Origin of the sequence: Agrobacterium fabrum str. C58 (assembly GCF_000092025.1) — a bacterium.
GTDB lineage: Bacteria > Pseudomonadota > Alphaproteobacteria > Rhizobiales > Rhizobiaceae > Agrobacterium > Agrobacterium fabrum.
Genome location: NC_003062.2, coordinates 1,367,864 through 1,390,919, shown reverse-complemented (window position 1 = coordinate 1,390,919; position 23,056 = coordinate 1,367,864). Strand labels below are relative to the sequence as shown.

Here is a 23,056-nt window from a genome sequence, read left to right as displayed (position 1 = left end):
ACGACGATTCTCAAGGGTGTTTTCCTCATGCTCACGCGCAAACAGCAGGAACTGCTTCTCTTCATTCATGAAAGAATGAAAGAGTCCGGCGTGCCGCCCTCCTTCGATGAAATGAAGGACGCACTCGATCTTGCTTCCAAATCCGGCATCCACCGGCTGATCACCGCGCTCGAAGAGCGCGGGTTTATTCGCCGGCTACCTAACAGGGCGCGAGCGCTGGAGGTTATCAAACTGCCCGAGGCTTATACGCCGGGCGCAAGGCCGCAACGCGGCTTTTCGCCGAGCGTCATCGAGGGCAGCCTTGGAAAACCGAAGGAGCCGGAACCGGCGCCTGCCGTGAAGGCGCCTGCCAATGATTTCGCCGGAGCTGCCACCATTCCCGTCATGGGTCGTATCGCTGCCGGTGTGCCGATTTCCGCCATCCAGAACAATACCCATGATTTGGCCGTGCCGGTGGACATGCTGGGTTCGGGCGAGCACTACGCGCTTGAGGTCAAAGGCGATTCGATGATCGAGGCCGGGATTTTTGATGGCGATACCGTCATCATCCGCAACGGTAATACCGCCAATCCGGGCGATATCGTCGTGGCGCTGGTGGATGATGAAGAAGCCACGCTGAAGCGCTTCCGCCGCAAGGGTGCGTCCATCGCGTTGGAAGCGGCCAATCCTGCCTACGAGACCCGCATTTTTGGACCGGATCGGGTGAAGATTCAGGGCAAGCTGGTCGGGTTGATACGCCGTTACCATTGATAGCTGGAGGCTGCTGCCGGTATTACTGAAACCGAATAGGTTTTCACGGGTAGATTTGGCTTTCGAAATGAATGGCGCATCGTTCCGTTGAATTGATGCGCCTTTTCTTTGTGAGATTGGCAAACGCACTCGTTGCTGCGAAATTCCGTCGTGTATGACGGCCCCTCCATCAATTGGCCTTATGGGAGCCATGGATTCTTTGCGATATTCCAAGGCTCCTTAGCAGGTGTAGAAATGTGCGTTCTATCGGGGAAAACGCCATGTACGATCTCTATATTGCCAACAAGAACTATTCCTCATGGTCATTGCGGCCCTGGGTTTTGATGCGCACGCTTGGCATCGCCTTTGATGAAAAACTCATTCCCTTTGGCGAAGGTGTTTCCTTCTCCAGCTTTTCGCCGACCGGCAAGGTGCCTTGCCTCGTCGACGAAGGGGTGACGGTCTGGGAAACGCTGTCGATTGCCGAATATCTCGCCGAGAGACATCAGGGCGTCTGGGCAGGCGACAAGCAGGCACGGGCCTGGTCACGCTCGGCGGCGAGTGAAATGCATGCGGGATTTTCCTCGCTTCGCAATCTCTACCCCATGTCGGTCGGCATCCGCGTAAAACCCAAAGCCGGTGATGCCGGGCTTGCGGCCGATATAAAGCGCATCGATGCGCTGTGGAGTGAAGGCCTCGCAAAATTCGGCGGACCGTTTCTAGCCGGTCAGAAATTCACGGCGGTCGACGCTTTCTTCTGCCCGGTGGCGTTCCGTTTCCAGACCTATGGCGCCGATCTTTCGCCGGCGGCGAAGGCCTATTGCGACCGGTTGCTTGCCCTGCCCGCCATGCGCGAATGGTATGATGCAGGACTGAAGGAGACATGGCGCGATGCCGCGCATGAAGAGGAAATCGGCGGCATTGGCGAATTGACGTCGGATTTGCGCGCCACGGCATGACGAACCATGCTGGCGGCACTCATTGCGATGCCGTCAGTAACCCGGTCACGGCTTCAGGCACGTCATGGTCAAAACGGCCGCTCTTCCAATCGTAGAAGCGATGGTCGCTCCACGGCCTGTCTGTGCCGGCGGTTGCTGCGCGCATCCGCCCTACCACCCCAGCCTGATCGCTGCCGGCAAAATTTATCTCCACCGAGCCGATGCGCCTTAATATGTCGCGGTTGAGCAGCAAGGCTCCCGAGCGGCATTGCGTAAACGACGTTCTGCGGGAGACGATGACGATATCGGCGATGTCACAGGCTTTCCCGGCAAATCGGCCATCTTCCAGCACGATGATAAACTCGCCGCTTTTCGCACGCGCCGCACACCAAATGCCTGTCCTGCAGGTGAAGACGCCAGGCGCCGCATCTCTCAGCGTCGTTACCATCTCCCGCGCCACTGCCTTCATATCCTCCGGCGCCAGCTTCGATTTTGCGCTGAGAGCAATGGTGGTTGCGGGAACCCCCGTCTTGAGAAGGACCGGTGAGAGCGGTTTCTCAGGCAACAGCAGCGCCCTCTGCCATTGCTCATAGATGAAGCCCTGCGGCCGCGTTTTTGTGGTGTAGACCCTGCCCTCGTCCAGAAGCGCCACCAGCTTACCTTCCTCATGGATAAGCAGATCGGGCAGACTGCGTTGGGCGACAGCGCCGGAGAGACCGAAGGCGAGAAGCAAAGGTGGAACTCCAAGCAGTGCCAGCCGGGTGCGCAGCAATGTCAGCAGCAGAAAACCCACGGAGGCGACGCCGATAAACCAGCCATGCGGCCGCCCGGTCGCTGCGCTGCCGCCCCAGGACGCCACCTCCTGCGCAACCTCGATGACAAGCGCCATGCCGTAACCCATAACCTTCAAAAATGGCGCGTCCAGCCCAAAGGGCATCAACAGCATGGCGATGAGGCCGAAGGGCATGACGACCAGCGACATCAGCGGCATGGCCGCCAGATTGGCGAAAAGTCCATAGGTGGTGACACGCTGGAAATGCTCGACCGAATAGATCGCCGTCGAAAGTCCGCCGATCAGCGATGTGGTGACGACACCGCCGATGACGGCGCCTGCCGTTCCCGCCACCGTCATCCACGCCGGTTTGCGCCCGATGAACAGACGCTCCCGGTCGGTGCGCCAGCGGCTCCAGGCGGCATAAGCGGCAACAAGCGCTATTGTCGCGGCAAAGGACATCTGGAAGCTCGGCCCCATGATTTCCGAGGGAGACAGAGCGAGGATGACCAGAGCGGACAATGCAACATTCCTGAGGCTGAGCGAAGGCTGATCGAACAGCACCGCAATCAACATCACCGACGTCATCAGCCAGGCACGCTCGGCAGAAACGGCAAAACCGGAAATCAGGTAATAGGCAAGCGTCATCAGGAGCGCCGCGAAGGCGGACATCTTCTTCACCGGCCAGCGCTGCGCGAAAGCCGGAAACAGGCTGAAGGCAAGCCTCAGCCCCACGAAGAATATGCCTGAAGCCAGCGCCATGTTGAGCCCGGATATGGCGACGATATGGGCAAGGCCGGAAAGCCGCAGGGCTTCCATCGTCCCGGCCGATATGGCCTGTCTCTCATCGGTGACGATGGAGGCGGCAAAAGCGCCGGCGTCACCACCGATGGTGTTGCGAATGCGCTCGGCAATGGCGGTGCGCAGGCCGTAAAGCCGCATATCGGCCCATTCCAGCCAGTCCTTTTTTGCGTCGATATCAGGGGCCGTTACCGTCTGCGGCGGCTTATAAAAAAAGCCGGTGGCACCGATGCCCTTGAAATAGGAGGCGAAGGCGAAATCATTGAGACCGGGCAAGGCCGGACCGGACGGCAGCGAAAGCCGTGCCTTGCCGCGGATGGTGGCGCCGAGTGCCGCCGGCTCGCCGCCGCCGCGGGCCAGCAAAGAGACCTTTCCCGGCGGGCGAGACACTGTCGGCGCTTCGGTCGCAGCCAGTTGCACCACATACCGCCAGTCGCCGCGGGCATCGACCTCCCGGCGTATCACCGTACCTGATAGGGTGGTGGTGACGGGCGTATCCAGCACCACTGTCCCTGCCCGCCGCGTTTCGAATTCGGCAAAAAGCATACCCAGCAACAGCAGCGCGACGATGCTGCAGGCCGTGGCTGCCAGGGTCGAGCGATATCGGGTGGCGAATGCCAGGCCGGCGGCGAGCAAAAAAAGAACGACGAGAAGCGGCAATGAAGGTGCTGCATCCAGCGAAAACCAGAGGATCGCTCCACAGCCGATGAAGACCGGCACGAAAAGAAAATCATGGCCGAATGCGCGTTCCTCGGCGAGGCAGGCGGTGATTTTCTGGATAACGGCAGCTTGCGGTTTCGGCCTGCTGACAAGGGCCGGTAAATCATATGTCGCGACCTCGCCGGTCCGGCGCAGCGGCGAAAGGATATCCGCCGTGCGGGGCAATCCGCCCTGCATCGTTTCGGCATACCCGAAATGCTGTTTTTCCCCTTGACCAAGCAATCTGCGCCGTGCCCCTGCCGCACCGGAAACAGGTTTGCAGGCGACGCGGGGGATTGCAATGCTTTCCTTTAACCCTGTGTTGACCGAGATTGAATTGCCATGATCGATAAAGCGAAAAGCGACGCGATTGCGTTTGCCGCAATGCACAATTTGACCTTTGGATAGCTTGGCATCGGCGCCAGGATCATATAGCTAATCGGTAGACGCTTAACCGCGAGGCGTGTCTCAACGCCTCCACCCGCATGTTCTCGGAGGATCAGTATGACGGAAAAAAGCGCTACAGTGACACTTGGCGAAAAGCAGGTGGAACTCCCGGTCAGGGAAGGCACGATTGGACCAAGCGTCGTCGATATCGCCACGCTCTACAAGCACACGGGCTCCTTCACCTACGACCCGGGTTTCACGTCGACGGCCTCCTGCGAATCCAAGATCACCTATATCGACGGTGACGAGGGCGTTCTCCTGCATCGTGGTTTCCCCATCGAGCAACTGGCTGAACAGGGCGACTTCCTCGAAACCTGCTATCTGCTGCTCTACGGCGAACTGCCGACGGCTGCGCAGAAGAAGGATTTCGACACCCGCGTCACGCGCCACACCATGGTGCATGAGCAGATGAGCCGCTTCTTCACCGGCTATCGTCGCGACGCACACCCGATGGCCGTCATGTGCGGCACGGTCGGCGCTCTCTCGGCCTTCTATCACGACTCGACGGACATCACCGATCCGCACCAGCGCATGGTCGCTTCGCTGCGCATGATCGCGAAGATGCCGACGATCGCCGCCATGGCCTACAAGTACCATATCGGCCAGCCCTTCGTTTACCCGAAGAACGATCTGGATTACGCCTCCAACTTCCTGCACATGTGCTTTGCCGTGCCGTGCGAGGACTACAAGGTGGACCCGGTTCTGGCCCGCGCCATGGATCGCATCTTCATCCTGCATGCCGATCACGAGCAGAACGCCTCCACCTCCACGGTGCGTCTTGCCGGTTCGTCGGGTGCAAATCCGTTCGCCTGTATCGCGGCTGGCATCGCCTGCCTCTGGGGTCCGGCTCACGGCGGCGCCAACGAAGCGGCGCTCAACATGCTGAACGAGATCGGCTCTGTCGACCGCATCCCGGAATATATCGCCCGCGCCAAGGACAAGAACGATCCGTTCCGCCTGATGGGCTTTGGCCACCGCGTCTACAAAAACTACGACCCGCGCGCCAAGATCATGCAGAAGACGATGTACGAAGTGCTGGAAGCCACCGGCAATTCCGACGATCCGATCATGCAGGTCGCGCTCGAACTGGAAAAGATCGCCCTTTCCGACCCATACTTCGTCGAAAAGAAGCTCTACCCGAATGTCGACTTCTATTCGGGCATCACGCTGAAGGCGCTCGGCTTCCCCACCACCATGTTCACCGTTCTCTTCGCTCTCGCCCGCACCGTCGGCTGGATCGCACAGTGGAACGAAATGATCGAAGATCCGCAGCAGCGCATCGGCCGTCCGCGCCAGCTCTATACGGGCGCCGGCAAGCGCGATTACGTTCCGGTTTCCAAGCGTTAAGCCACGAAACCCTGTAAGATCAAAGGCCGGCAGGTTTTCACCCGCCGGCCTTTTTGTTGGGCGTCTCCGCGATATTTCTCAGTGGCGCGCAGCAACGCCGAGAAACTGCTTGAGCTCGGGCGTCGCGGGATTGGAGAACACTTCTTCCGGCGGGCCAATTTCATGCACCCTGCCCTCATGCATGAAAACGACGCGGGAGCAGACGTCGCGCGCAAATTTCATTTCATGTGTTACCATCAGCAGCGTCATGCCTTCGCCGGCCAGTTCACGCACCACCGCCAGCACCTCCGAGACCAGCTCAGGATCGAGCGCCGAGGTAATCTCGTCGCAGAGAAGCGCGATCGGCTGCATGGCGAGTGCGCGGGCAATGGCGACGCGTTGCTGCTGGCCACCGGACAATTCATCGGGATAGGCATCGAACTTATGCGCCAGCCCGACCCGTTCCAGCATGGTGCGGGCAACGGCTTCCGCTTCCGGTTTCGGTGTCTTCTTCACCACCGTCTGAGACAGCATGACGTTGCCACCGACCGTCTGGTGCGGGAAGAGATTGAACTGCTGGAAGATCATACCGACCTTCAGCCGCAGGGCTTTCAGATGCAGATCATCGTCGAGAAGCTGCGCGCCGGCGACCGATATGGAACCGGCCGAAATCGTCTCCAGCCCGTTGATGCAGCGAAGCAGGGTCGATTTTCCAGAGCCGCTCTTGCCGATGATGGCGATGACCTCGCCGGGCTCCACATCAAGGTTGATGCCTTTCAGAACCTCGTTGCTGCCATAGCTTTTGCGGACTTCAGTGATTTCGATGAGCGACATTGAGCTTCCTTTCGAGGATCTGGCTGCTCTTCGACAGAGGCCAGCACAGCGCGAAATAGATGAGGGCGACGAGGCCATAAACAGTGAAGGGCTGGAAGGTGGCGTTGGTGACGACCGTGCCAGCCTTGGACAGTTCCACGAAGCCGATGATCGACGTTACAGCCGTTCCCTTGATAACCTGTACGAAAAACCCGACGGTCGGCGGAATGGCCACCCGCATAGCCTGCGGCAGGATGACGTAGCGCATCTGTTGCAGGCGTCCCATGGCAAGGCTTGCCGACGCCTCCCATTGGCCTTTCGCGACGGATTCGACACAGCCGCGCCAGATTTCGGTAAGAAAGGCAGCCGCCCACAGGATCAGCGTCAGGCCCGCCGCCAGCCAGGCCGGCACATCGATGCCGACGAGGCCGAGGCCGAAAAAGGCGATGAAAAGCTGCATCAAAAGCGGCGTTCCCTGGAAAAGCTCGACATAATAGCGCGCGAAAACCCGCATCGATTTTTTGCGGGAAATGCGCATGAACAGCAGAAGCAGCGCCACGAGACCGCCGCCGGCAAAGGAAACGAGCGACAGCAGAACGGTCCAGCGCGTGGCGAGCAACAGGTTTCTGAGAATATCCCAGGTGGAGAATTCGATCATCGGACACTCCTGCGCGGAAAAATGAGGTTGCCGCCCATGACCAGCAACTGCCTCAAGAGAATGGCCAGCACAAGATAGATGACGGTGGAGACCATGTAGGCTTCGAAGGCGCGGAAGGTGCGCGACTGGATGAAATTGGCGGCAAAGGTCAGGTCTTCGGCAGCGATCTGCGACACAACGGACGAGCCGAGCATGACGATCACCACCTGCGACGACAGCGCCGGCCAGATGCGTTGCAGGGACGGCACCAGCACCACATGCCGGAAGGTTTCGAAACGGGTCATGGCAAGGCTTGCTCCCGCCTCAAACTGCCCCTTGGGCGTCGCCTGAATGCCGGCGCGAATGATTTCGCAGCTATAAGCACCGAGATTGACCACCATGGCAATGTTGGCCGCGCTCAGTTCCGACAGTTGCAGGCCAAGCGACGGCAGGCCGAAGAAGATAAAAAACAGTTGTATGAGAAATGGCGTATTGCGAATGAGCTCCACATAGGTCGCAACCGGCGGCCGCAGCCATTTGGGCCCGAGCGCGCGCACCCAGGCGCAGAATATGCCGAGCGCGATGCCAAGAACGCCGCCAATGGCAATCAATTCCAGCGTGATGGCAATGCCCTTGGCGATCTGCGGGTAATATTCGAGAAGCCATCCAAAATCGAATGTGTATTTCACCCGATATTTCCTTTCGGGGAGGACAAACCACGCGCCGGGCCGGGATCAGACACGGCCAGCGCATGGATTTGCCAGGTTGGTCAGAGATCCTTCGGAAGATCGGTTTTCAGCCACTTCTGCGCGATCGTGTTCAGCGAACCATCGGTCTTTGCAGTCGCGATGATGGCGTTGACCTTTTCCAGTAGCGCCGGCTGCTCCTTGTTCAGGCCGATATAGCAGGGCGAATTCTTGATCAGGAATTTCAGCTCGGGGCGCTTCGGCGGGTTCTTGGCCAAAATGGCGGCGGCCACGACATTGCCCGTTGCCACGGCTTCCACCTGGCCGGCGAGGAAGGCGGAGATGGTGCCGTTATTGTCTTCATAACGCTTGATAGTCGTGTCGGCCGGAGCAACCTTGGTCAGTTCCAAATCCTCGACGGCGCCACGGGTAACGCCGATGGTCTTGCCCGATAGATCTTCCGCCTTGGCCACAGTAACCGAGTCCGGTGCAAAGACGCCGTTGAAGAAGGGCGCGTAGGCGGTGGAGAAGTCGATGACCTTTTCACGGTCCGGGTTCTTGCCGAGGCTCGAGATGACGAGGTCGACCTTGTTGGTCTGCAGATAGGGAACGCGGTTGGCGCTTGTGACCGGCACCAGCTCGACCTTCACGCCAAGCTTCTCGCCGATCAGATTGGCAACGTCGATATCATAACCCTGCGGCGCCATATCCGTGCCGACGCTACCGAAGGGCGGGAAATCCTGCGGGACCGCAACACGGATCGTGCCGCGCGAGGAAATATCGCCAAGCGCATCGGCAAAGGCTGCGGGCGAAAAACCAAGCGTTACGGAAACAGCGGCGATGGCGAGCAATAAACGTCTGGAAAACATGGGAGACTACTCCTTGGGGCTTGAGAAAAGAGGCTGCAATGAAAGGGAGTTGCGGAGCTCATAAAGCGGGTCCGGCCTGCGGGTGAGATCGAGTCCGGTTTCGACTTCGTCGAGATGGCGGATGGCGAGTTCGGCGGCGGCATGGAAATCGGCCGCCCTGATCGCCTCGAAGATGCGGCAGTGCCCGTCATGCGATTGCTGCGCATGGAAGTCGGACTGATAGAGCATGGAGATGCGGATGGTTCTGGCCGTCAGGTCACGCAGCGCTTCGACAATGATGTCGTTTCCGGCGATTTCAGCGATGCGGATGTGAAAATCACCCATCAGGCAAGTCAGGCGCTGGCGATCACCTTTGGCAATTGCCGCCTTCTCCTCATCGAGATGATCGGCAAGCAGCGCAATGCCTTGCGCGCTCACCGTGGAAAGATTGCGTAAGAGCCCATATTCAATGATGCGGCGCGCCTCATAGACCTTGATGGATTCTTCAGCGGAAGGCTCCACCACGAACCAGCCGCGACGCGGGCTGACGGTGACGATGCCGCGCGTCTCAAGCCGCATCATCGCCTCGCGGATGCGCGTGCGCGACACGCTGAAAAGGCTGGCGAGCTGGTTCTCGCTGAGGCGGGTTCCCGGACGGATGCGCGCGGAAAGAATGCCTGAGATGATGGCGTCTTCTACCGCGCTCTGGGCGCTTTCGGATGTATGGCTATCTTGCATACAAGATTGAAAGCAAGAGCCGTGCCAGACGAAAATTTAACGGCTCGCGGGCCTCTGATGATCAGCGGCTTGCCGCCCTAGCAATCAAATGCGCTAAAACAGAGCCTTCGACTGCCTTGATCGGGGGCAGGTGGAACTGAGCGTTACCTGCCCACGAACCACAATTCCGGCGCTCAGACCGGACAAATATGATCAGGCTGAGCGGCTATTTTTGGTCTTCAGGACATCGAGAAGAATGGCTGCACCGGTTTCGCCTGGAGGGACGTCGGTATGCAGACGCTGCTGCACCAGTGCATAACCTTCCAGCATCGCCCGCCGTTCGGTGGTATCGGAAGACAGGCGCTCGGCCCAGCGCAGCATCGAGCCTGATCGTACCACCTCGTTGAAGTATTCCGGTATGATGGCGTAATCGGCAATCAGGTTCGGCAAGGCGCCCGTCCATGTCTTCACCCGTTTGCTCAGCATGGTGAAAATCCAGTCGGTCTTGTAGACAGAGATGGTCGGCACACCGGCCAGCGCCAGTTCGAGAATGACGGTGCCGGAAGCGGCAATGGCCGCATCGGCCTCGGCAAACGCCTTCCACTTGAAGGCAGAGTCGATACCGATCTCGGGCCTGATGTCGTCCGGCCACATCGCTGCCATTTCGCGAATGCGATGTTCCTGCCGTGGTACGGTGGGAAGCAGGAACCGGGTGGGGCCGTTGCGTTCCACGAAAGCTTTCGCCGCGTCCTGAAACGGCTCCATCAACCGCGTCGTCTCAGTGGAACGCGATCCCGGCAGGAGAAGGATGGTCCTCGGCTGGCCCTGTTCCGGAAGAGGCCGGTCGGCCCGCTTCTGCCGTGCCGCCAGCACTTCAGGATCGACGCTGAGCCGGTGGCCGACGAATGTCGTCGGCGGGCCGCCAAGGCGCCGCATAGCCTCCGGTTCGAAGGGTAGCAGGGCCAGAACGTGGTCGACATAGGACAACATCGCCGTGGCGCGATATTCCTTCCACGCCCACACGCTCGGGCAGACATAATTGACGACCGGCAGCTGCGGCAATTGTTTGCGGACTTTTTTCGCGACGCGATGGGTAAAATCCGGGCTGTCGATGATCAGCAGAATGTCCGGCTTTGCGGCCACGATGGCTGCGGCGGTCTGGTTGATCCGCGCAATGAGTTTCGGCAGCTTCTTGAGAACCTGCGTGAAGCCCATGATGGAGAGTTCGGAATAGTCGAACAGCGAGGTGAGCCCCTGCGCCTCCAGCGCTTCGCCGCCAACGCCCACCAGTTCAACGGAACCCGCATATCGGACTTTGAGCGATCGGATTAGATCCGCGCCCAAGAGATCGCCGGATACTTCCCCGGCGATTACCGCCACTTTTAATGCCGCCGTCATCCGATCATGTCTCCGCCCACCATGTCGCCACCCAGTGATGTATCGATGCCGCAGACGAATATGCCCGCCTCATCGGCGGCTTTCAACATCGCCTCACGATCGAGCACCAGCGCCCGCCCGGCTTCGACGGCGATGCCCGCCAGTCCGGCTTTTTTCGCATTTTCTACGGTTTCGATGCCGATGGTCGGCAGATCGGCACGTATATCCTGCTGGGGCTTGCAGAGCTTGACCAGCACGCCTTTACGGCGGGGCGATATGCGCCCTTCGGCACGCAGAGCGGCGACACGCGCCAGCATGGCATCCGTACCCTCTATACCTTCCAGCGCCACGATGCGGCCACCAACGGAGACTGCCCCCTGCCCGACATCGAGCTTGCCGAGCGCAAGTGCCGCCTCAGCCGCCCCGCGAATATCCTTCAGATCCTCTTCGGCAGGCTTCTGCCCACCGAGAGGCCCCGTGGTTGCCAGCAAGCCGGGCGCAATCTCATGCGCGCCGATGACTTTTGCGCCGAGCGTGCTGATGATCTTGATTACCATCTGCAGAACCGCATCATCGCCACCTGACAGCAGCGTTTTGACGATGGAGGGCAGCTTAATCAGGATGCCGGCGGTGGGGCGGATTTCCCGCCATTCCGGCCGCCGCGCAACGGCGCCGGACAATACGACACGGTCTACCTGATTTTCACGCAGGAGACGGCCAAGCCCTGCGACATCGCCGACGCTGATGACGGCATTGTCAAAACCGCTCCAGTCGTAACGGGAATCATCGCGCAAGCGCACGATGAAGGGGTTCTCGCCCATCTCCCGGGCCGCCGCCGCCACATAAAGCGGCAGCTGGCCGCTGCCGGCCACGATGGCGAGACGCCCGCCGCCTGTCACGGCTCACTTGCCCCGGTTGGGCGAAGAAATCGCACGGTCGCTGCCCGCACCGATGAAATCGATGATTTCGAGCGCCTGCGGGCAATCCAGATAGTCGTTACGATCGATAGCCGCCGCGTTGCCGCGGATCGTGCCTTCGGCCTCAAAGATCGCCTTGTAGACGCGCCTGACCTTGTGGATGTCCGCACGCTCGATGCCAGAGCGTGTCATGCCGACGACGTTCAGGCCACCGAGAATGCCGGGATTGCCATTCAGCATGCCATAGGGGATGACGTCGTAATTGACCGCAGACAATCCGCCAATGAAAGCCTGGCGGCCGATGCGGGTAAACTGGTGCACGGCGCAGCCGCCACCCAGAATAGCGCGGTCCTCGATGGTGACATGGCCAGCCAGCATCACATTGTTGGACAGGATGATGTGGCGGCCGAGACGGCAATCATGCGCCACATGCGAATTGGCGAGGAAAAGATTGTCGTCGCCGACAATGGTCTTGCCGCCGCCATCGGAACTCCCGGCATTCATCGTCACGCCTTCGCGCATGATGCAGCGTTCACCGATTTCGAGCGTTGTTTCCGAACCATCATGGCGAACCGCCTGGGGCGTGCCGCCGATGACTGCCATGGGATGCACGACCGATCCGCGACCGATGACCGTGAGGCCCGACACCACGGCGTGGTTGTGCAGGCGGACATCATCATGCAACGTCACCTTCGGCCCGACATAGGCAAGTGCACCGATGACGACATTCTCACCGATGACTGCGCCATCCTCGACAACGGCAGTCGGGTGGATTTTCGCCGAAGCCGCGATCGTGCTCATTACTGGCCCTCGGGGATCATCATCGCGCCGACATCGGCTTCCGCCACGAGCGCGCCTTCGACCTTCGCTTCGCAATGGAACTTAAACACATTGCCGCGCTGGCGCTGCTTGACCACATGGATTTCGAGGCGATCGCCCGGAACCACTGGTCTGCGGAAACGCGCGTTGTCGATGGTCATGAAATAAACGAGATGACCGCCCTCGCCCTGGTTACGGGCGCAGATGGCGCCGGCCGTCTGGGCCATCGCCTCGACGATCAGAACGCCCGGCATGATCGGCCGATCAGGGAAATGGCCGGTGAAATGCGGTTCGTTGACCGTCACGTTCTTGATGCCGATCGCCGAACTGTCGCCATCGATCTCGATGATCTTGTCGATGAGCAAAAACGGGTAACGATGCGGCAGAAGTTTCATGACTTCCAAGATGTCGGCCGTGCCAAGCGTCGCCTTCGTTTCGTCAGCCATTGTTTTTTTCTCCTGTTTTTTTATCACGCTCTTCGGCGCGCGCCAGAATATCGGCCATATCGCGCAGGAAATGTTTCATCGGACGCGCCGGAATGCCGCCGTAACGGGTGCCGGCCGGAACATCGGAAACCACGCCGCTCATCGCGGCAATCTGCACACCATCGCCAATGGTGATATGGCCATTAACGCCCGTTGCGCCGCCAATCATCACACCGTCACCGATGCGGGTGCTGCCGGCAATACCGACCCCGCTGACAATGCCGCAATGGCGACCGATGCGAACGTTGTGACCGATCTGCACCTGATTGTCGATCTTGGTGCCTTCGCCGATGACGGTGTCATCCATCGTGCCGCGATCGATCGTCGTATTGGCGCCGACCTCGACATGGTCCTGAATGATGACCCGGCCGATCTGCACGATCTTCAGCATGCCACGCGGACCCGGCGCATAACCGAAACCATCCTGGCCGATGCGTGCACCGTTATGGATGATGACATTATTGCCGAGCAGCGCCGCCAAAATGCTCGCTCCACCGGCAATCGTACAATCGCGACCGATCTGGACATCGGAGCCGATAACGACACCCGGGCCAATGCGCGTGCCAGCGCCGATATGAACGCCCGCGCCGATCACGGCCATGGGTTCCACGATGACGCCCGGCTCGAGCTTTGCCGATGGATCGACATAGGCAGCCGGGGAAATTTCCGCTTCCATCCGAGCAACAAGCGAGGGCCGCATGGCGGATGGATGCAGCAAAGCACCGACCTGCGCAAACAGCGTGTGCGGGGTCTTCGATATCAATGCGGGAATATGGGAAGGAATCAGGCTCTTCAGGGCCGCGTCACAAATGACAGCACCGGCCTCGCAGGTCAGCAGCTCTTCGCCGCTCTTGCGGGAAAGAATGTAACAGAGCTGATCCGGTTTTGCCCGGTAGACCGGTGCAACGGACCTGATAATCCGCTCGCCCGCCGCGTCATCAGACAGTTCCGCCCCAAAAAGGTCTGCGATATCTTTCAATCGCAGTCCCTCGTGGGGCGGAAAAAATGCGTTGTATTCCATCAGCCGGAAACTCCAGAACGTTCAAAGTTGCAGTTCTGGACTGCCGATATCAGAAAGTGTTGGACATGCCAAACCGGAAACGCTGTTCCTCGTCGTAGTCTTCCTTGGCAATCGGAATAGCGTAGTCAACGCGGATCGGACCGAAGGGCGACGCCCACATCACACCGATACCGGCGGATGCACGGATGGAGTTGTCATCCTTGACGGTCTGCGATGTAGAGACCTTGTTGCCATACATCGTACCGGCATCGACGAAACCAGCAAGACGCAGGCCGAAGTCTTCCGGAACACCAGGCATCGGAGCGGTGACTTCCGCAGACGCTGCGAAGTATGTCGTGCCGCCGATGGAGTCCGAACCGATGCGCGGGCCGATACCATCGTTCTTAAAGCCGCGAACCTGACGACCGCCGAACTTGAACTGGTCGAAGACGAGCAGATTGTCACCTGTCGGCATGACATGACCCGCCTGGCCGGTGAGCGAACCGATAACATCGTATTCGTCGGACAGCGTGTAGTAGTACCGCGCCTTGGCATAGATTTTGTAGTATTCGGAATCACCGCCGAGGCCTGCAAATTCGTTCGTCAACGCAGCCTGCCAGCCTTCACGCGGCATGTTGCGGTCATCGAGCGTATTGTAGTTCAGCGTGTTCGAAAGGATGGACTGGGTCCAGTCCTCACCGCGGATCAGAGCCTGATACGGTTCTGCGAGATTGGCGTTGTTCTGCCAGTCGCCCTTACCTTCATAATTGATCTGCTTATAGGTATACTTGAACGTCGTCGACAGGTTCTCGGTGATCGGCGCTGTTACGCGCAGTGCGAAACCCTGTTCGTCGTAGTTGTAATAGTCTTCGCTCTTGCTCTGGTTTTTGAAGAGATCGAAACCAGCCGCCAGACGGTAACCGAGGAAATAGGGCTCGGTAAAGGACAGCGAGTAGGTACGCGCATCGTCTTCGCCAGCACCGGCAGCAACACGGATGTACTGGCCGCGACCGAGGAAGTTCTTTTCTTCGACCGATGCCTCGAGCAGCACGCCGTCGTTCTGCGAGTAACCCGCACCGATACCGAACGAGCCGGTCGACTGGTCTTCAACGTCGACCACGATCACGACGCGGTCAGGCGCGCTGCCGCCGGCGGTCGAGATATTGACCTTGGAGAAATAACCGAGCGCTTCAAGGCGGCGCTTTGCAGCGGTGATGATCGTCTGATTGAACGCATCGCCTTCAGAAATATCGAATTCGCGGCGAATGACGTAATCACGCGTACGGGTGTTGCCGCGGATTTCGATACGCTCGACGTAAGCGCGCTCACCCTGATCGACGATGTAGGTCACGCCAATGGTGTTGCCAGACATATCACGGTCGCCGCGCGGCGTAACGCGGGCGAAGGGATAACCTTCACCGGCAACGCGCTTGGAAATCGCTTCCATGCTCTGCTGAACTTCCTTGGCGCTGTAGCTTGCACCCTGGCGGGTTTCCACGAGGCCCTGAAGTTCGGAACCGTCAACACCCGGAACAGTCGATTCGACTGCGACGTTGCCGAAGTCATACTTCTTGCCTTCGTCGACCGTGATGGAGATGGTGTATTCGTTTTTGGACTCGTCCAGCACCGCGTCGGAGGACACGACCCGGAAGTCGGCATAACCGCGATTGTAATAGAACTGGCGCAGCGCCTCTTCGTCGGCGCGCAGCTTGTCCTCGTTATAGACGTCCTTGCGTGTCAGGAACGACAGCATGTTGGACTTCTTGGTATTGATCACAGCGGCCAGACGACCGTCGCTATAGGAATTGTTGCCGATGAAATCGATGCGGCCTATCTTTGTGCGTTCACCTTCGTTGATGACGAAAGCAATATTCACACGACCTTGGCCGACAGACACGGTCTGCGTGGTGATTTCCACATCGCTGCGACCGATAGCGGAATAGGCTTCCTTGATGCGGGCGATATCCGCCGTCACGATTGCCTGGTTGAACGGGCCCATCGGCTGGGTCTGCACGATGCCGGCGAGCTTGTCGTCCTTGATCTTGCGGTTACCGTTGAAGACAACCTGGTTGACAAGCTGGTTCTCATTGACCGTCACGACCAGCGTGCTGCCGGAAACGCGCATGGAGACATTCGAGAAGTAACCGGTGGCGTAAAGACGCTTCACCGATTCATCGATGTCGGAATTGGAAAAATTCTTACCCGGCGCAATGGTGATGTTGGAGCGCACGGAGTCCGCACCGGACCGTTCGGCCCCGCGAACGTCAATCTTGCTGATGACGGCTGCATTTGCAACGCCAGCAGAGGCAAGCACGCCAAGGCCCGCAACCGAAGAAACACCGGCAGACAGAGCAACCGCCGACACAGCGTTCAAAAATCTTGAACCAGCCTTCATTTCAATTCTTACCTTTTTACGTTGTCCCTCAGCGGGCGGAACCCGACTCCGGCCATGTGCGTCGTTTTACCTGCTTTTCCCCTACAAGCAAGCGTGAACGTTAAATTCTGTTTACTTCGTGCTCCAGAGTGGCTCATTCGCCACTTCGGCATAAAAACACGGTAAACAAATAACTAACAAAACCGTTAAAACACAATCCTCAGCCGATCAAGCTGCTGATATCATTCCATGTTGCAAAAACCATCAGACCCAGAATCATCATCATGCCGATACGGAACGCCACTTCCTGCGCCCCCGCACCGAGCGGCCTGCCGCGGATGGCCTCGATGGCGTAGAATACCAGATGGCCACCGTCCAGCACCGGAACAGGCATGAGGTTCAACAGACCGATCGAGACGGAAAGGACGGCGGCGAGCTGGATAACGGCGGAAATGCCGAGCGTCGCCATCTGGCCGGATGCCTGCGCGACACGCACGGGGCCACCGAGCTGATCGGCATTCATGCGCCCTGTCACGAGATTGCCGATATAGTTGAAAGTGCCGGTGATGACGTGGCCCGTTTCGCGCACGCCCTCAGCCACCGCCTCTGACGGCGAATATTCGATGTGCCGGAAATTGCCGCTGGTCTGGTCGGTGACGATGCCGATGATACCCATTTCCAGCTTGTTACCGAACTGGTCTGTGGTTTCGGTACGGGTCGGGACCATAGGCAGCTTGAGTTCCTCGCCTGCCCTTTCGACGGTTACCGTAATCGGCGTGCCCGGCCTGATGCCGACATAACGGCGGACATCCTCGAAGGTCATCACTTTTTCGCCATCGATCGCCACCAGCCGGTCGCCGGGTTTTACGCCGGCTGTTGCGGCGGCGCTGTTTTCACGCACCTCCGCCACGACAGGATCAGCGATCATCCGGCCGTAGATGCCGAAAAGCACCGCAAAAATGAGAATTGCGAGAATGAAATTTGCAATCGGGCCGGCAGCAACCGTGGCCGCCCTTTTCCACAGCTTTGCGCCGGAAAGCGTCTGCGCCCTCTCCTCCAGCGACATATGCGACAGGCCGGAACTATCCGACTTGCTCGCCGCATCTTCGTCGCCAAAGAACTTGACATAGCCGCCGAGCGGAATTGCCGAAAGCTTCCATCGCGTGCCGCGCTTGTCGGTGAAACCGATGAGCTCGGGGCCGAAGCCGATGGAGAATGCGGTGGATCGGATGCCGCACCAGCGGCCGACAAGGTAATGCCCCATCTCATGAACGAAAACGAGCAGGGAAAGCACCAGTATAAAGGGCACTATATAGCCGGTCAGAAAGCCCGTCGCCGCCATTATTGTGTTCATGACAATCTGCCCTTTATGTCGTGACCTATCGCGACGCCTAGAAACCCGGCAGCAGACCGCCGCCCGATCCGGGCACGTCTCCGGTTGCCGCCGCATGCACGAAAGCTATGAGGAATACCGTAAAGCAGGCGAAAACAAGACCGTCAACACGGTCCATGAAGCCGCCATGGCCAGGAATGAGATGGCTGGAATCCTTGACCTGGAAACGACGTTTCACGAAGGATTCAAAGAGATCGCCGATCTGGCTGAATACCGAAAGGACGAGTGCGAGCCCAACAAGCAGCAGGCTGATCCTGCCGTGATAGGCCATGGAGACCGCAGCGCCGCCGATCACCGCCGCCACAGCACCACCAACGGCGCCGGACCAGGTCTTGCCGGGCGAAATCGAAGGCGCAAGTTTCGGCCCGCCAATGGCGCGTCCAACGAAATAGGCCAGGATATCCGTCGACCAGACGACGGCGAAAATGAACAGGATGGAAGCGAACCCGGCCAGTTCGTCACCGCGGATAGCCGCTAGCGATATGCCGCTCAGTCCCGCGTAAAAAATGCCGCCCACCAGCCACCAGTTCTTGCCGCGCAAAACCGGAAACAGCGCCGCAGTCAGCGTGAAGCCGGATAAAAGCGGCAGATCGAGCGAGGACTCGCCGAAGATCGTATTGCCGGCGATGACGGCAACCGCAAACCAGCCCCAGGCATTGCCGGTCGAGTTGGTCTCCGACATCCGGGTAATCGTCGACCACTCATAATAGATGAGGATCGCCAGAAGCCCCGCAACGATGCGGAACAGAATGCCACCATACCAGGTCGCGGCCAGAATGACCGCGGCCATGACGATTGCGGACACGATCCGCAGTTTGAGTTCACGGCTCATCAGGCGCCTGCCACGGCAACCTGCTCGGCCAGAGCACCGAAGCGGCGGTCACGCGTTGCATATTGCTCAATTGCGGAGAAGAACCGCTGGCGGTCGAAGTCGGGCCAATATTCCGGCACGAACAGGAACTCGGAATAGGCTGCCTGCCAGAGCAGGAAGTTCGACAGGCGCTCCTCGCCGCTGGTGCGGATGATGAGATCCGGATCCGGCATTCCCGATGTATCGAGCCTCGACGAAATCATCTCAGGCGTAATGGCGTCAGCACTGAGCCGGCCTTCGGCGACATCACGGGCGATTGACGCTGTCGCGCGGGTAATCTCGTCACGGCTGCCGTAATTAAAGGCGATCACCAGCGTCAGCTTGGTATTGCCAGCCGTCATCTGCTCCGCCTCTTCGAGGAGAGAGCGTATATCGGTCTTCAGCCCCTGCCGGTCGCCGATGATCCGCACGCGGACATTTTCGCGATGAAGTTCCGCAAGGTCGCGACGGATGAAGGCCTTCAGAAGGCCCATCAGATCGCTCACCTCGGATTCGGGTCTGCGCCAGTTTTCCGAGGAGAAAGCGAACAGCGTGAGATAGCTGATACCGCAGTCGCCTGCCGCACGCACAGTCTCGCGCACGGCCTCAACCCCACGGCGATGCCCCATCACGCGCGGAAGTCCGCGCTGCTTTGCCCAGCGGCCATTGCCATCCATGATGATGGCGACGTGCTCGGGTATGGAGGAACGTGTCGTCGTCGGCATATCGATCCAGTAACAGGCAGCGCGGAATTAAAACGAATAAAATACAGGTCTATCGCGAGCGATATCAGACCTGCATGATTTCCTTTTCCTTCTCGGCAAGCAAGCGGTCAATTTCCGAAATCGTGTCGTCGGTCATTTTCTGCACTTTTTCCGACTGTCCACGGCTTTCGTCCTGACCGATATCGCCGTCTTTTTCGGCTTTTTTCAGGCCGTCCATGCCGTCCCGGCGCACATGGCGAATCGCCACTTTTGCTTTTTCGGAATACTCGTGGGCCACCTTGACGAGCGATTTGCGGCGCTCTTCGTTGAGTTCAGGCAGCGGAATTCTGAGGTTCTGGCCGTCCACGATCGGGTTGAGACCGAGATTGGATTCGCGGATCGCGCGGTCGACGGCATTGACCATCGACTTGTCCCAGATGTTGACGCCGAGCATGCGCGGCTCCGGAACGGTGATGTTCGCAACCTGGTTGAGCGGAACACGCGAGCCGTAGGCATCGATGGTCACCGGGTCGAGAATATTGGCCGAAGCGCGGCCGGTGCGCAGCGATGCGATATCGCTCTTGAATGCATTGATGGCACCATCCATGCGGCGCTTGATATCGTTGAGGTCAATACCACTCATCTTGATACTCCATCTCTATCGGCCAAGGCGGCCGGAATCCGCCCCGGAGGCGACGTCGTTTTTTGATTATTTGTCGTGCACGATGGTCTTGCGACCACCGCCGGTCAATATCTGCGCGAAACCGCCCTTCTCGTGGATCGAGAAAACGATGATCGGGATGTGGTTTTCGCGAGCGAGAGCAACAGCTGCGATATCCATCACCGCCAGCCCCTTGCCGAGCACTTCGCTATGGGTCAGCTCGTCGAAACGGGTGGCTGTCGGATCCTTCTTCGGGTCGGCGGAATAGATGCCATCCACCTGGGTACCCTTGAAGATCGCCTCGGCGCCCATTTCCGCGGCGCGCAAGGCTGCGGCAGAATCGGTGGTGAAGAACGGGTTGCCCGTGCCGCCGGCAAAAATCACCACGCGACCCTGGGCCAGATGGTGAAGGGCAGCGCGCTGCGAGAAGCTCTCACAGATTTCCGGCATCGCGATTGCCGAGAGAACGACCGTGTCGATGCTGAGCTTGCGCAGCGAGGTTGCAAGTGCTAGCGCGTTGATGACGGTTGCCAGCATGCCCATATGGTCGCCGGTGACGCGGTCGCCGCCCTTGGACGCCACGGCGACGCCGCGGAAAATATTGCCACCGCCGACGACGACGCCGACTTCAACGCCCATCGCCCTCGCCTCGGCAATATCGGAGGCGATACGGTCGGCCACCGCCACATCGATACCGAAACCCTGGTCGCCCATGAGGGCTTCACCGGAAGCCTTGAGAAGAACACGTTTGTAGATCGGCTTGGAAGACATCATGACTCCTCGGAAATGTAACCGAAACGCGGATACACGAAGGGCACCGCGTTGTCACGCGATGCCCTCCCGTTTTCCCAAGATTGGGTAAATATAATCAGCCCTTGGCGACGGCTGCGACTTCTGCCGCGAAATCGCTTTCTTCCTTTTCGACGCCTTCGCCGAGCAGCAGGCGAACCATGCCCGTCACTTCGATGGAAGCGCCGGCTTCCTTTTCGACTTCCTTGATGGCAGCGCCGACAGTGATGTCAGGGTTGATAACGAAAGCCTGCGACAGAAGGGCGACTTCTTCGAAGAACTTGCGCATACGGCCATCAACCATCTTTTCGATGATGGCTTCCGGCTTGCCGGATTCGCGGGCCTGTTCGATGAAGACGTTGCGCTCGCGTTCAGCAACAGCGGCGTCGACTTCTTCAGCGCGGATGGCGAGCGGGTTGGTCGCAGCGATGTGCATGGCAACCTGACGGCCGATGGAGTTCAGAACGGCCTTGTCGCCTTCCGACTTCAGGGCAACCAGAACGCCGAGCTTGCCGATGCCGTCGCCGGCAGCGTTGTGGACGTAGGTCGCAACAACACCGTGCGGCACTTCGAGTGCAGCCGAGCGGCGCAGCGTCATGTTTTCGCCGATGGTCGCAATCGCGTCCTTGATGCTGTCGGCAACAGACTTGCCGGTTGCCGGATAGGTCGCAGCGGAAACAGCGTCAACGGTGCCGTCGGTTGTCAGAGCAACCTGCGCAATACCGCGGATGAGGTCCTGGAACGCGTCGTTACGGGCAACGAAGTCGGTTTCGGAGTTGAGTTCGACAACAACAGCCTTGTGACCCATGGTGGCAACGCCGATCAGACCTTCGGCAGCCGTGCGGCCGGACTTCTTGTCGGCCTTTGCGATGCCCTTGGCGCGCAGCCAGTCGATTGCCGCTTCCATGTCGCCATTGGTTTCAGCAAGAGCCTTCTTGCAGTCCATCATGCCTGCGCCAGACTTCTCGCGCAGTTCCTTCACCATTGCGGCTGTGATTTCGGTCATTGTTTGCCTCTTATCGGTTCGATCGGTCAGTCGGCGGAATTTGCCGTGCCGAAGTTCTGGGTGATGACTGTACCCGGCCGCACACCCTTTGAAACCCGGAGGTTCCGGGATGGGCATGCGCATTCCCAAGTGCTGCGGCGTCGCCATACATCGAAATGATGGGTGCCGCTCTAGTGTGACAGCGTTATGAAGACTGCCTGCCGTTCCAACCACATCGGACGCCTTCGGTTTTAGAAAAACACATGGCGGAGCGGTTAGAAACGAACAAGGCCGTCAACCCATTGAAGGTCTTTGACGGCCTTGTCATATCCTGGTCGAGGAGACGGTGATTAAAAAATCGCCGCCAGACAGGGCCTAAATCAGGCGCCAGCCTCGTCTTCGAGAGCGGGCTCAATCGGAGCTTCTTCAGAAGCGCCGATGTCGCGGCCGGAAGCGCCCTGCTGACGTGCGATACCGTCGATGGCAGCGCGGGCGATCAGGTCGCAATAAAGCGAGATGGCGCGCGAGGCATCGTCGTTACCGGGGATCGGATAGTCGATGTGATCCGGGTCGCAGTTGCTGTCGATGATCGCAACGACCGGAATGCCAAGACGCTTGGCTTCTTCGATCGCGATCTTTTCCTTGTTGGTGTCGATGATGAACATCAGGTCCGGAACGCCGCCCATATCGCGGATACCGCCGAGAGCCTTTTCAAGCTTTTCGCGTTCGCGCTCGAGGGTCAGACGCTCTTTCTTGGAATAGCCGGAGCCTTCCGAGTTCAGGATTTCGTCAACCTTGCGCAGACGCTGGATCGAGTTCGAAATGGTCTTCCAGTTGGTCATCATGCCGCCGAGCCAGCGGGAGTTGACGTAGTACTGGGCCGAACGCTTTGCGCTGTCGGCAATGATTTCCGACGCCTGGCGCTTGGTGCCAACGAACAGAACGCGGCCGCCACGGGCAACGGTGTCGGACACGACCTGAAGGGCGCGCGAAAGCATCGGAACGGTCTGAGCCAGGTCGATGATGTGGATGTTGTTACGGTCGCCGAAGATGTACGGCTTCATCTTCGGGTTCCAGCGATGCGTCTGGTGACCAAAGTGAACACCAGCTTCGAGAAGCTGACGCATAGAAAAATCGGGCAATGCCATGCCTTGTTACTCCTTTTCCGGTTTAACCCCCGCGAAGCGAACAGCACCGATTTTCATCGATACCACCGGGCGGAACGGACCGGATTTCTCCCGGAACATCCCAAGCTTCGCGTGTGGAATGGTGAGCCGCATACAGTCGCC

General features: G+C 59.1%; 22 protein-coding genes. 3 read left to right on the top strand and 19 right to left on the bottom strand.

Going from position 1 to position 23,056, the window contains the following annotated elements; all coding sequences use genetic code 11:
* Positions 1-27 precede the first annotated feature (27 nt).
* Entirely contained in the window at positions 28-750 is a 723-nt protein-coding gene (gene lexA / locus ATU_RS06885) for a transcriptional repressor LexA (protein WP_010971587.1), read from the top strand.
* 260 nt (positions 751-1,010) lie between these two features.
* Positions 1,011-1,688: a glutathione S-transferase family protein gene (locus ATU_RS06880; RefSeq protein WP_010971586.1), complete on the top strand. Its 678-nt coding sequence runs from the start codon at positions 1,011-1,013 to the stop codon at positions 1,686-1,688.
* Between the two features lie 19 nt (positions 1,689-1,707).
* Here ATU_RS06880 and ATU_RS06875 read toward each other — a convergent pair whose 3' ends face one another.
* Positions 1,708-4,137, bottom strand: a complete 2,430-nt coding sequence (locus ATU_RS06875; RefSeq protein WP_010971585.1) for a ComEC/Rec2 family competence protein — start codon at positions 4,135-4,137, stop codon at positions 1,708-1,710.
* A 306-nt stretch (positions 4,138-4,443) separates the two neighbouring features.
* Here ATU_RS06875 and gltA point away from each other — a divergent pair, with 306 nt between their 5' ends.
* Positions 4,444-5,733 (top strand): citrate synthase, encoded by a 1,290-nt coding sequence (gene gltA, locus ATU_RS06870; RefSeq protein ID WP_006312523.1) that lies wholly within the window; start codon positions 4,444-4,446, stop codon positions 5,731-5,733.
* Between the two features lie 78 nt (positions 5,734-5,811).
* Here gltA and ATU_RS06865 read toward each other — a convergent pair whose 3' ends face one another.
* The 18 genes from ATU_RS06865 to rpsB form a co-directional block, all read right to left on the bottom strand.
* On the bottom strand, positions 5,812-6,546 hold the full coding sequence (locus ATU_RS06865) for an amino acid ABC transporter ATP-binding protein (protein WP_010971584.1): 735 nt from the start codon (positions 6,544-6,546) through the stop codon (positions 5,812-5,814).
* Positions 6,524-7,183, bottom strand: a complete 660-nt coding sequence (locus tag ATU_RS06860; RefSeq protein ID WP_010971583.1) for an amino acid ABC transporter permease — start codon at positions 7,181-7,183, stop codon at positions 6,524-6,526. Before ATU_RS06860 ends, ATU_RS06865 begins: the two co-directional genes overlap by 23 nt.
* Entirely contained in the window at positions 7,180-7,851 is a 672-nt protein-coding gene (locus ATU_RS06855; RefSeq protein WP_010971582.1) for an amino acid ABC transporter permease, read from the bottom strand. Before ATU_RS06855 ends, ATU_RS06860 begins: the two co-directional genes overlap by 4 nt.
* Positions 7,852-7,931: 80 nt before the next feature.
* Positions 7,932-8,717, bottom strand: coding sequence for a transporter substrate-binding domain-containing protein (locus ATU_RS06850; protein ID WP_010971581.1), 786 nt, complete (start codon positions 8,715-8,717; stop codon positions 7,932-7,934).
* Between the two features lie 6 nt (positions 8,718-8,723).
* Positions 8,724-9,434, bottom strand: coding sequence for a GntR family transcriptional regulator (locus ATU_RS06845; RefSeq protein WP_010971580.1), 711 nt, complete (start codon positions 9,432-9,434; stop codon positions 8,724-8,726).
* Between the two features lie 192 nt (positions 9,435-9,626).
* Positions 9,627-10,811: a lipid-A-disaccharide synthase gene (gene lpxB, locus ATU_RS06840; protein ID WP_010971579.1), complete on the bottom strand. Its 1,185-nt coding sequence runs from the start codon at positions 10,809-10,811 to the stop codon at positions 9,627-9,629.
* Entirely contained in the window at positions 10,808-11,689 is an 882-nt protein-coding gene (locus tag ATU_RS06835) for an LpxI family protein (protein ID WP_035256597.1), read from the bottom strand. Before ATU_RS06835 ends, lpxB begins: the two co-directional genes overlap by 4 nt.
* Before the next feature lie 3 nt (positions 11,690-11,692).
* Positions 11,693-12,508, bottom strand: coding sequence for an acyl-ACP--UDP-N-acetylglucosamine O-acyltransferase (lpxA, locus tag ATU_RS06830; protein WP_010971577.1), 816 nt, complete (start codon positions 12,506-12,508; stop codon positions 11,693-11,695).
* On the bottom strand, positions 12,508-12,972 hold the full coding sequence (gene fabZ / locus ATU_RS06825) for a 3-hydroxyacyl-ACP dehydratase FabZ (protein WP_006312533.1): 465 nt from the start codon (positions 12,970-12,972) through the stop codon (positions 12,508-12,510). The genes lpxA and fabZ overlap by 1 nt, the downstream gene beginning before the upstream one ends.
* The gene (gene lpxD / locus ATU_RS06820) at positions 12,965-14,032 is read right to left on the bottom strand and encodes a UDP-3-O-(3-hydroxymyristoyl)glucosamine N-acyltransferase (protein WP_010971576.1); all 1,068 of its coding nucleotides are present in this window, start codon (positions 14,030-14,032) and stop codon (positions 12,965-12,967) included. The genes fabZ and lpxD overlap by 8 nt, the downstream gene beginning before the upstream one ends.
* Positions 14,033-14,081: 49 nt before the next feature.
* Positions 14,082-16,406, bottom strand: a complete 2,325-nt coding sequence (gene bamA, locus ATU_RS06815) for an outer membrane protein assembly factor BamA (RefSeq protein WP_006312538.1) — start codon at positions 16,404-16,406, stop codon at positions 14,082-14,084.
* Between the two features lie 199 nt (positions 16,407-16,605).
* Positions 16,606-17,727, bottom strand: coding sequence for an RIP metalloprotease RseP (gene rseP, locus ATU_RS06810; protein WP_162180308.1), 1,122 nt, complete (start codon positions 17,725-17,727; stop codon positions 16,606-16,608).
* A gap of 49 nt (positions 17,728-17,776) precedes the next feature.
* Entirely contained in the window at positions 17,777-18,610 is an 834-nt protein-coding gene (locus tag ATU_RS06805) for a phosphatidate cytidylyltransferase (protein WP_010971574.1), read from the bottom strand.
* Positions 18,610-19,353, bottom strand: coding sequence for an isoprenyl transferase (locus ATU_RS06800; protein ID WP_010971573.1), 744 nt, complete (start codon positions 19,351-19,353; stop codon positions 18,610-18,612). The genes ATU_RS06805 and ATU_RS06800 overlap by 1 nt, the downstream gene beginning before the upstream one ends.
* Before the next feature lie 64 nt (positions 19,354-19,417).
* Positions 19,418-19,975: a ribosome recycling factor gene (frr, locus tag ATU_RS06795; protein WP_006312543.1), complete on the bottom strand. Its 558-nt coding sequence runs from the start codon at positions 19,973-19,975 to the stop codon at positions 19,418-19,420.
* Between the two features lie 66 nt (positions 19,976-20,041).
* Positions 20,042-20,764 carry a UMP kinase gene (gene pyrH, locus ATU_RS06790; protein WP_003502561.1) on the bottom strand — a complete coding sequence of 241 codons (723 nt, stop codon included), beginning with the start codon at positions 20,762-20,764 and terminating at the stop codon, positions 20,042-20,044.
* A 97-nt stretch (positions 20,765-20,861) separates the two neighbouring features.
* Entirely contained in the window at positions 20,862-21,788 is a 927-nt protein-coding gene (gene tsf, locus ATU_RS06785; protein ID WP_006312544.1) for a translation elongation factor Ts, read from the bottom strand.
* A gap of 359 nt (positions 21,789-22,147) precedes the next feature.
* Positions 22,148-22,915: a 30S ribosomal protein S2 gene (rpsB, locus tag ATU_RS06780; RefSeq protein ID WP_006312546.1), complete on the bottom strand. Its 768-nt coding sequence runs from the start codon at positions 22,913-22,915 to the stop codon at positions 22,148-22,150.
* Positions 22,916-23,056: the final 141 nt, after the last annotated feature.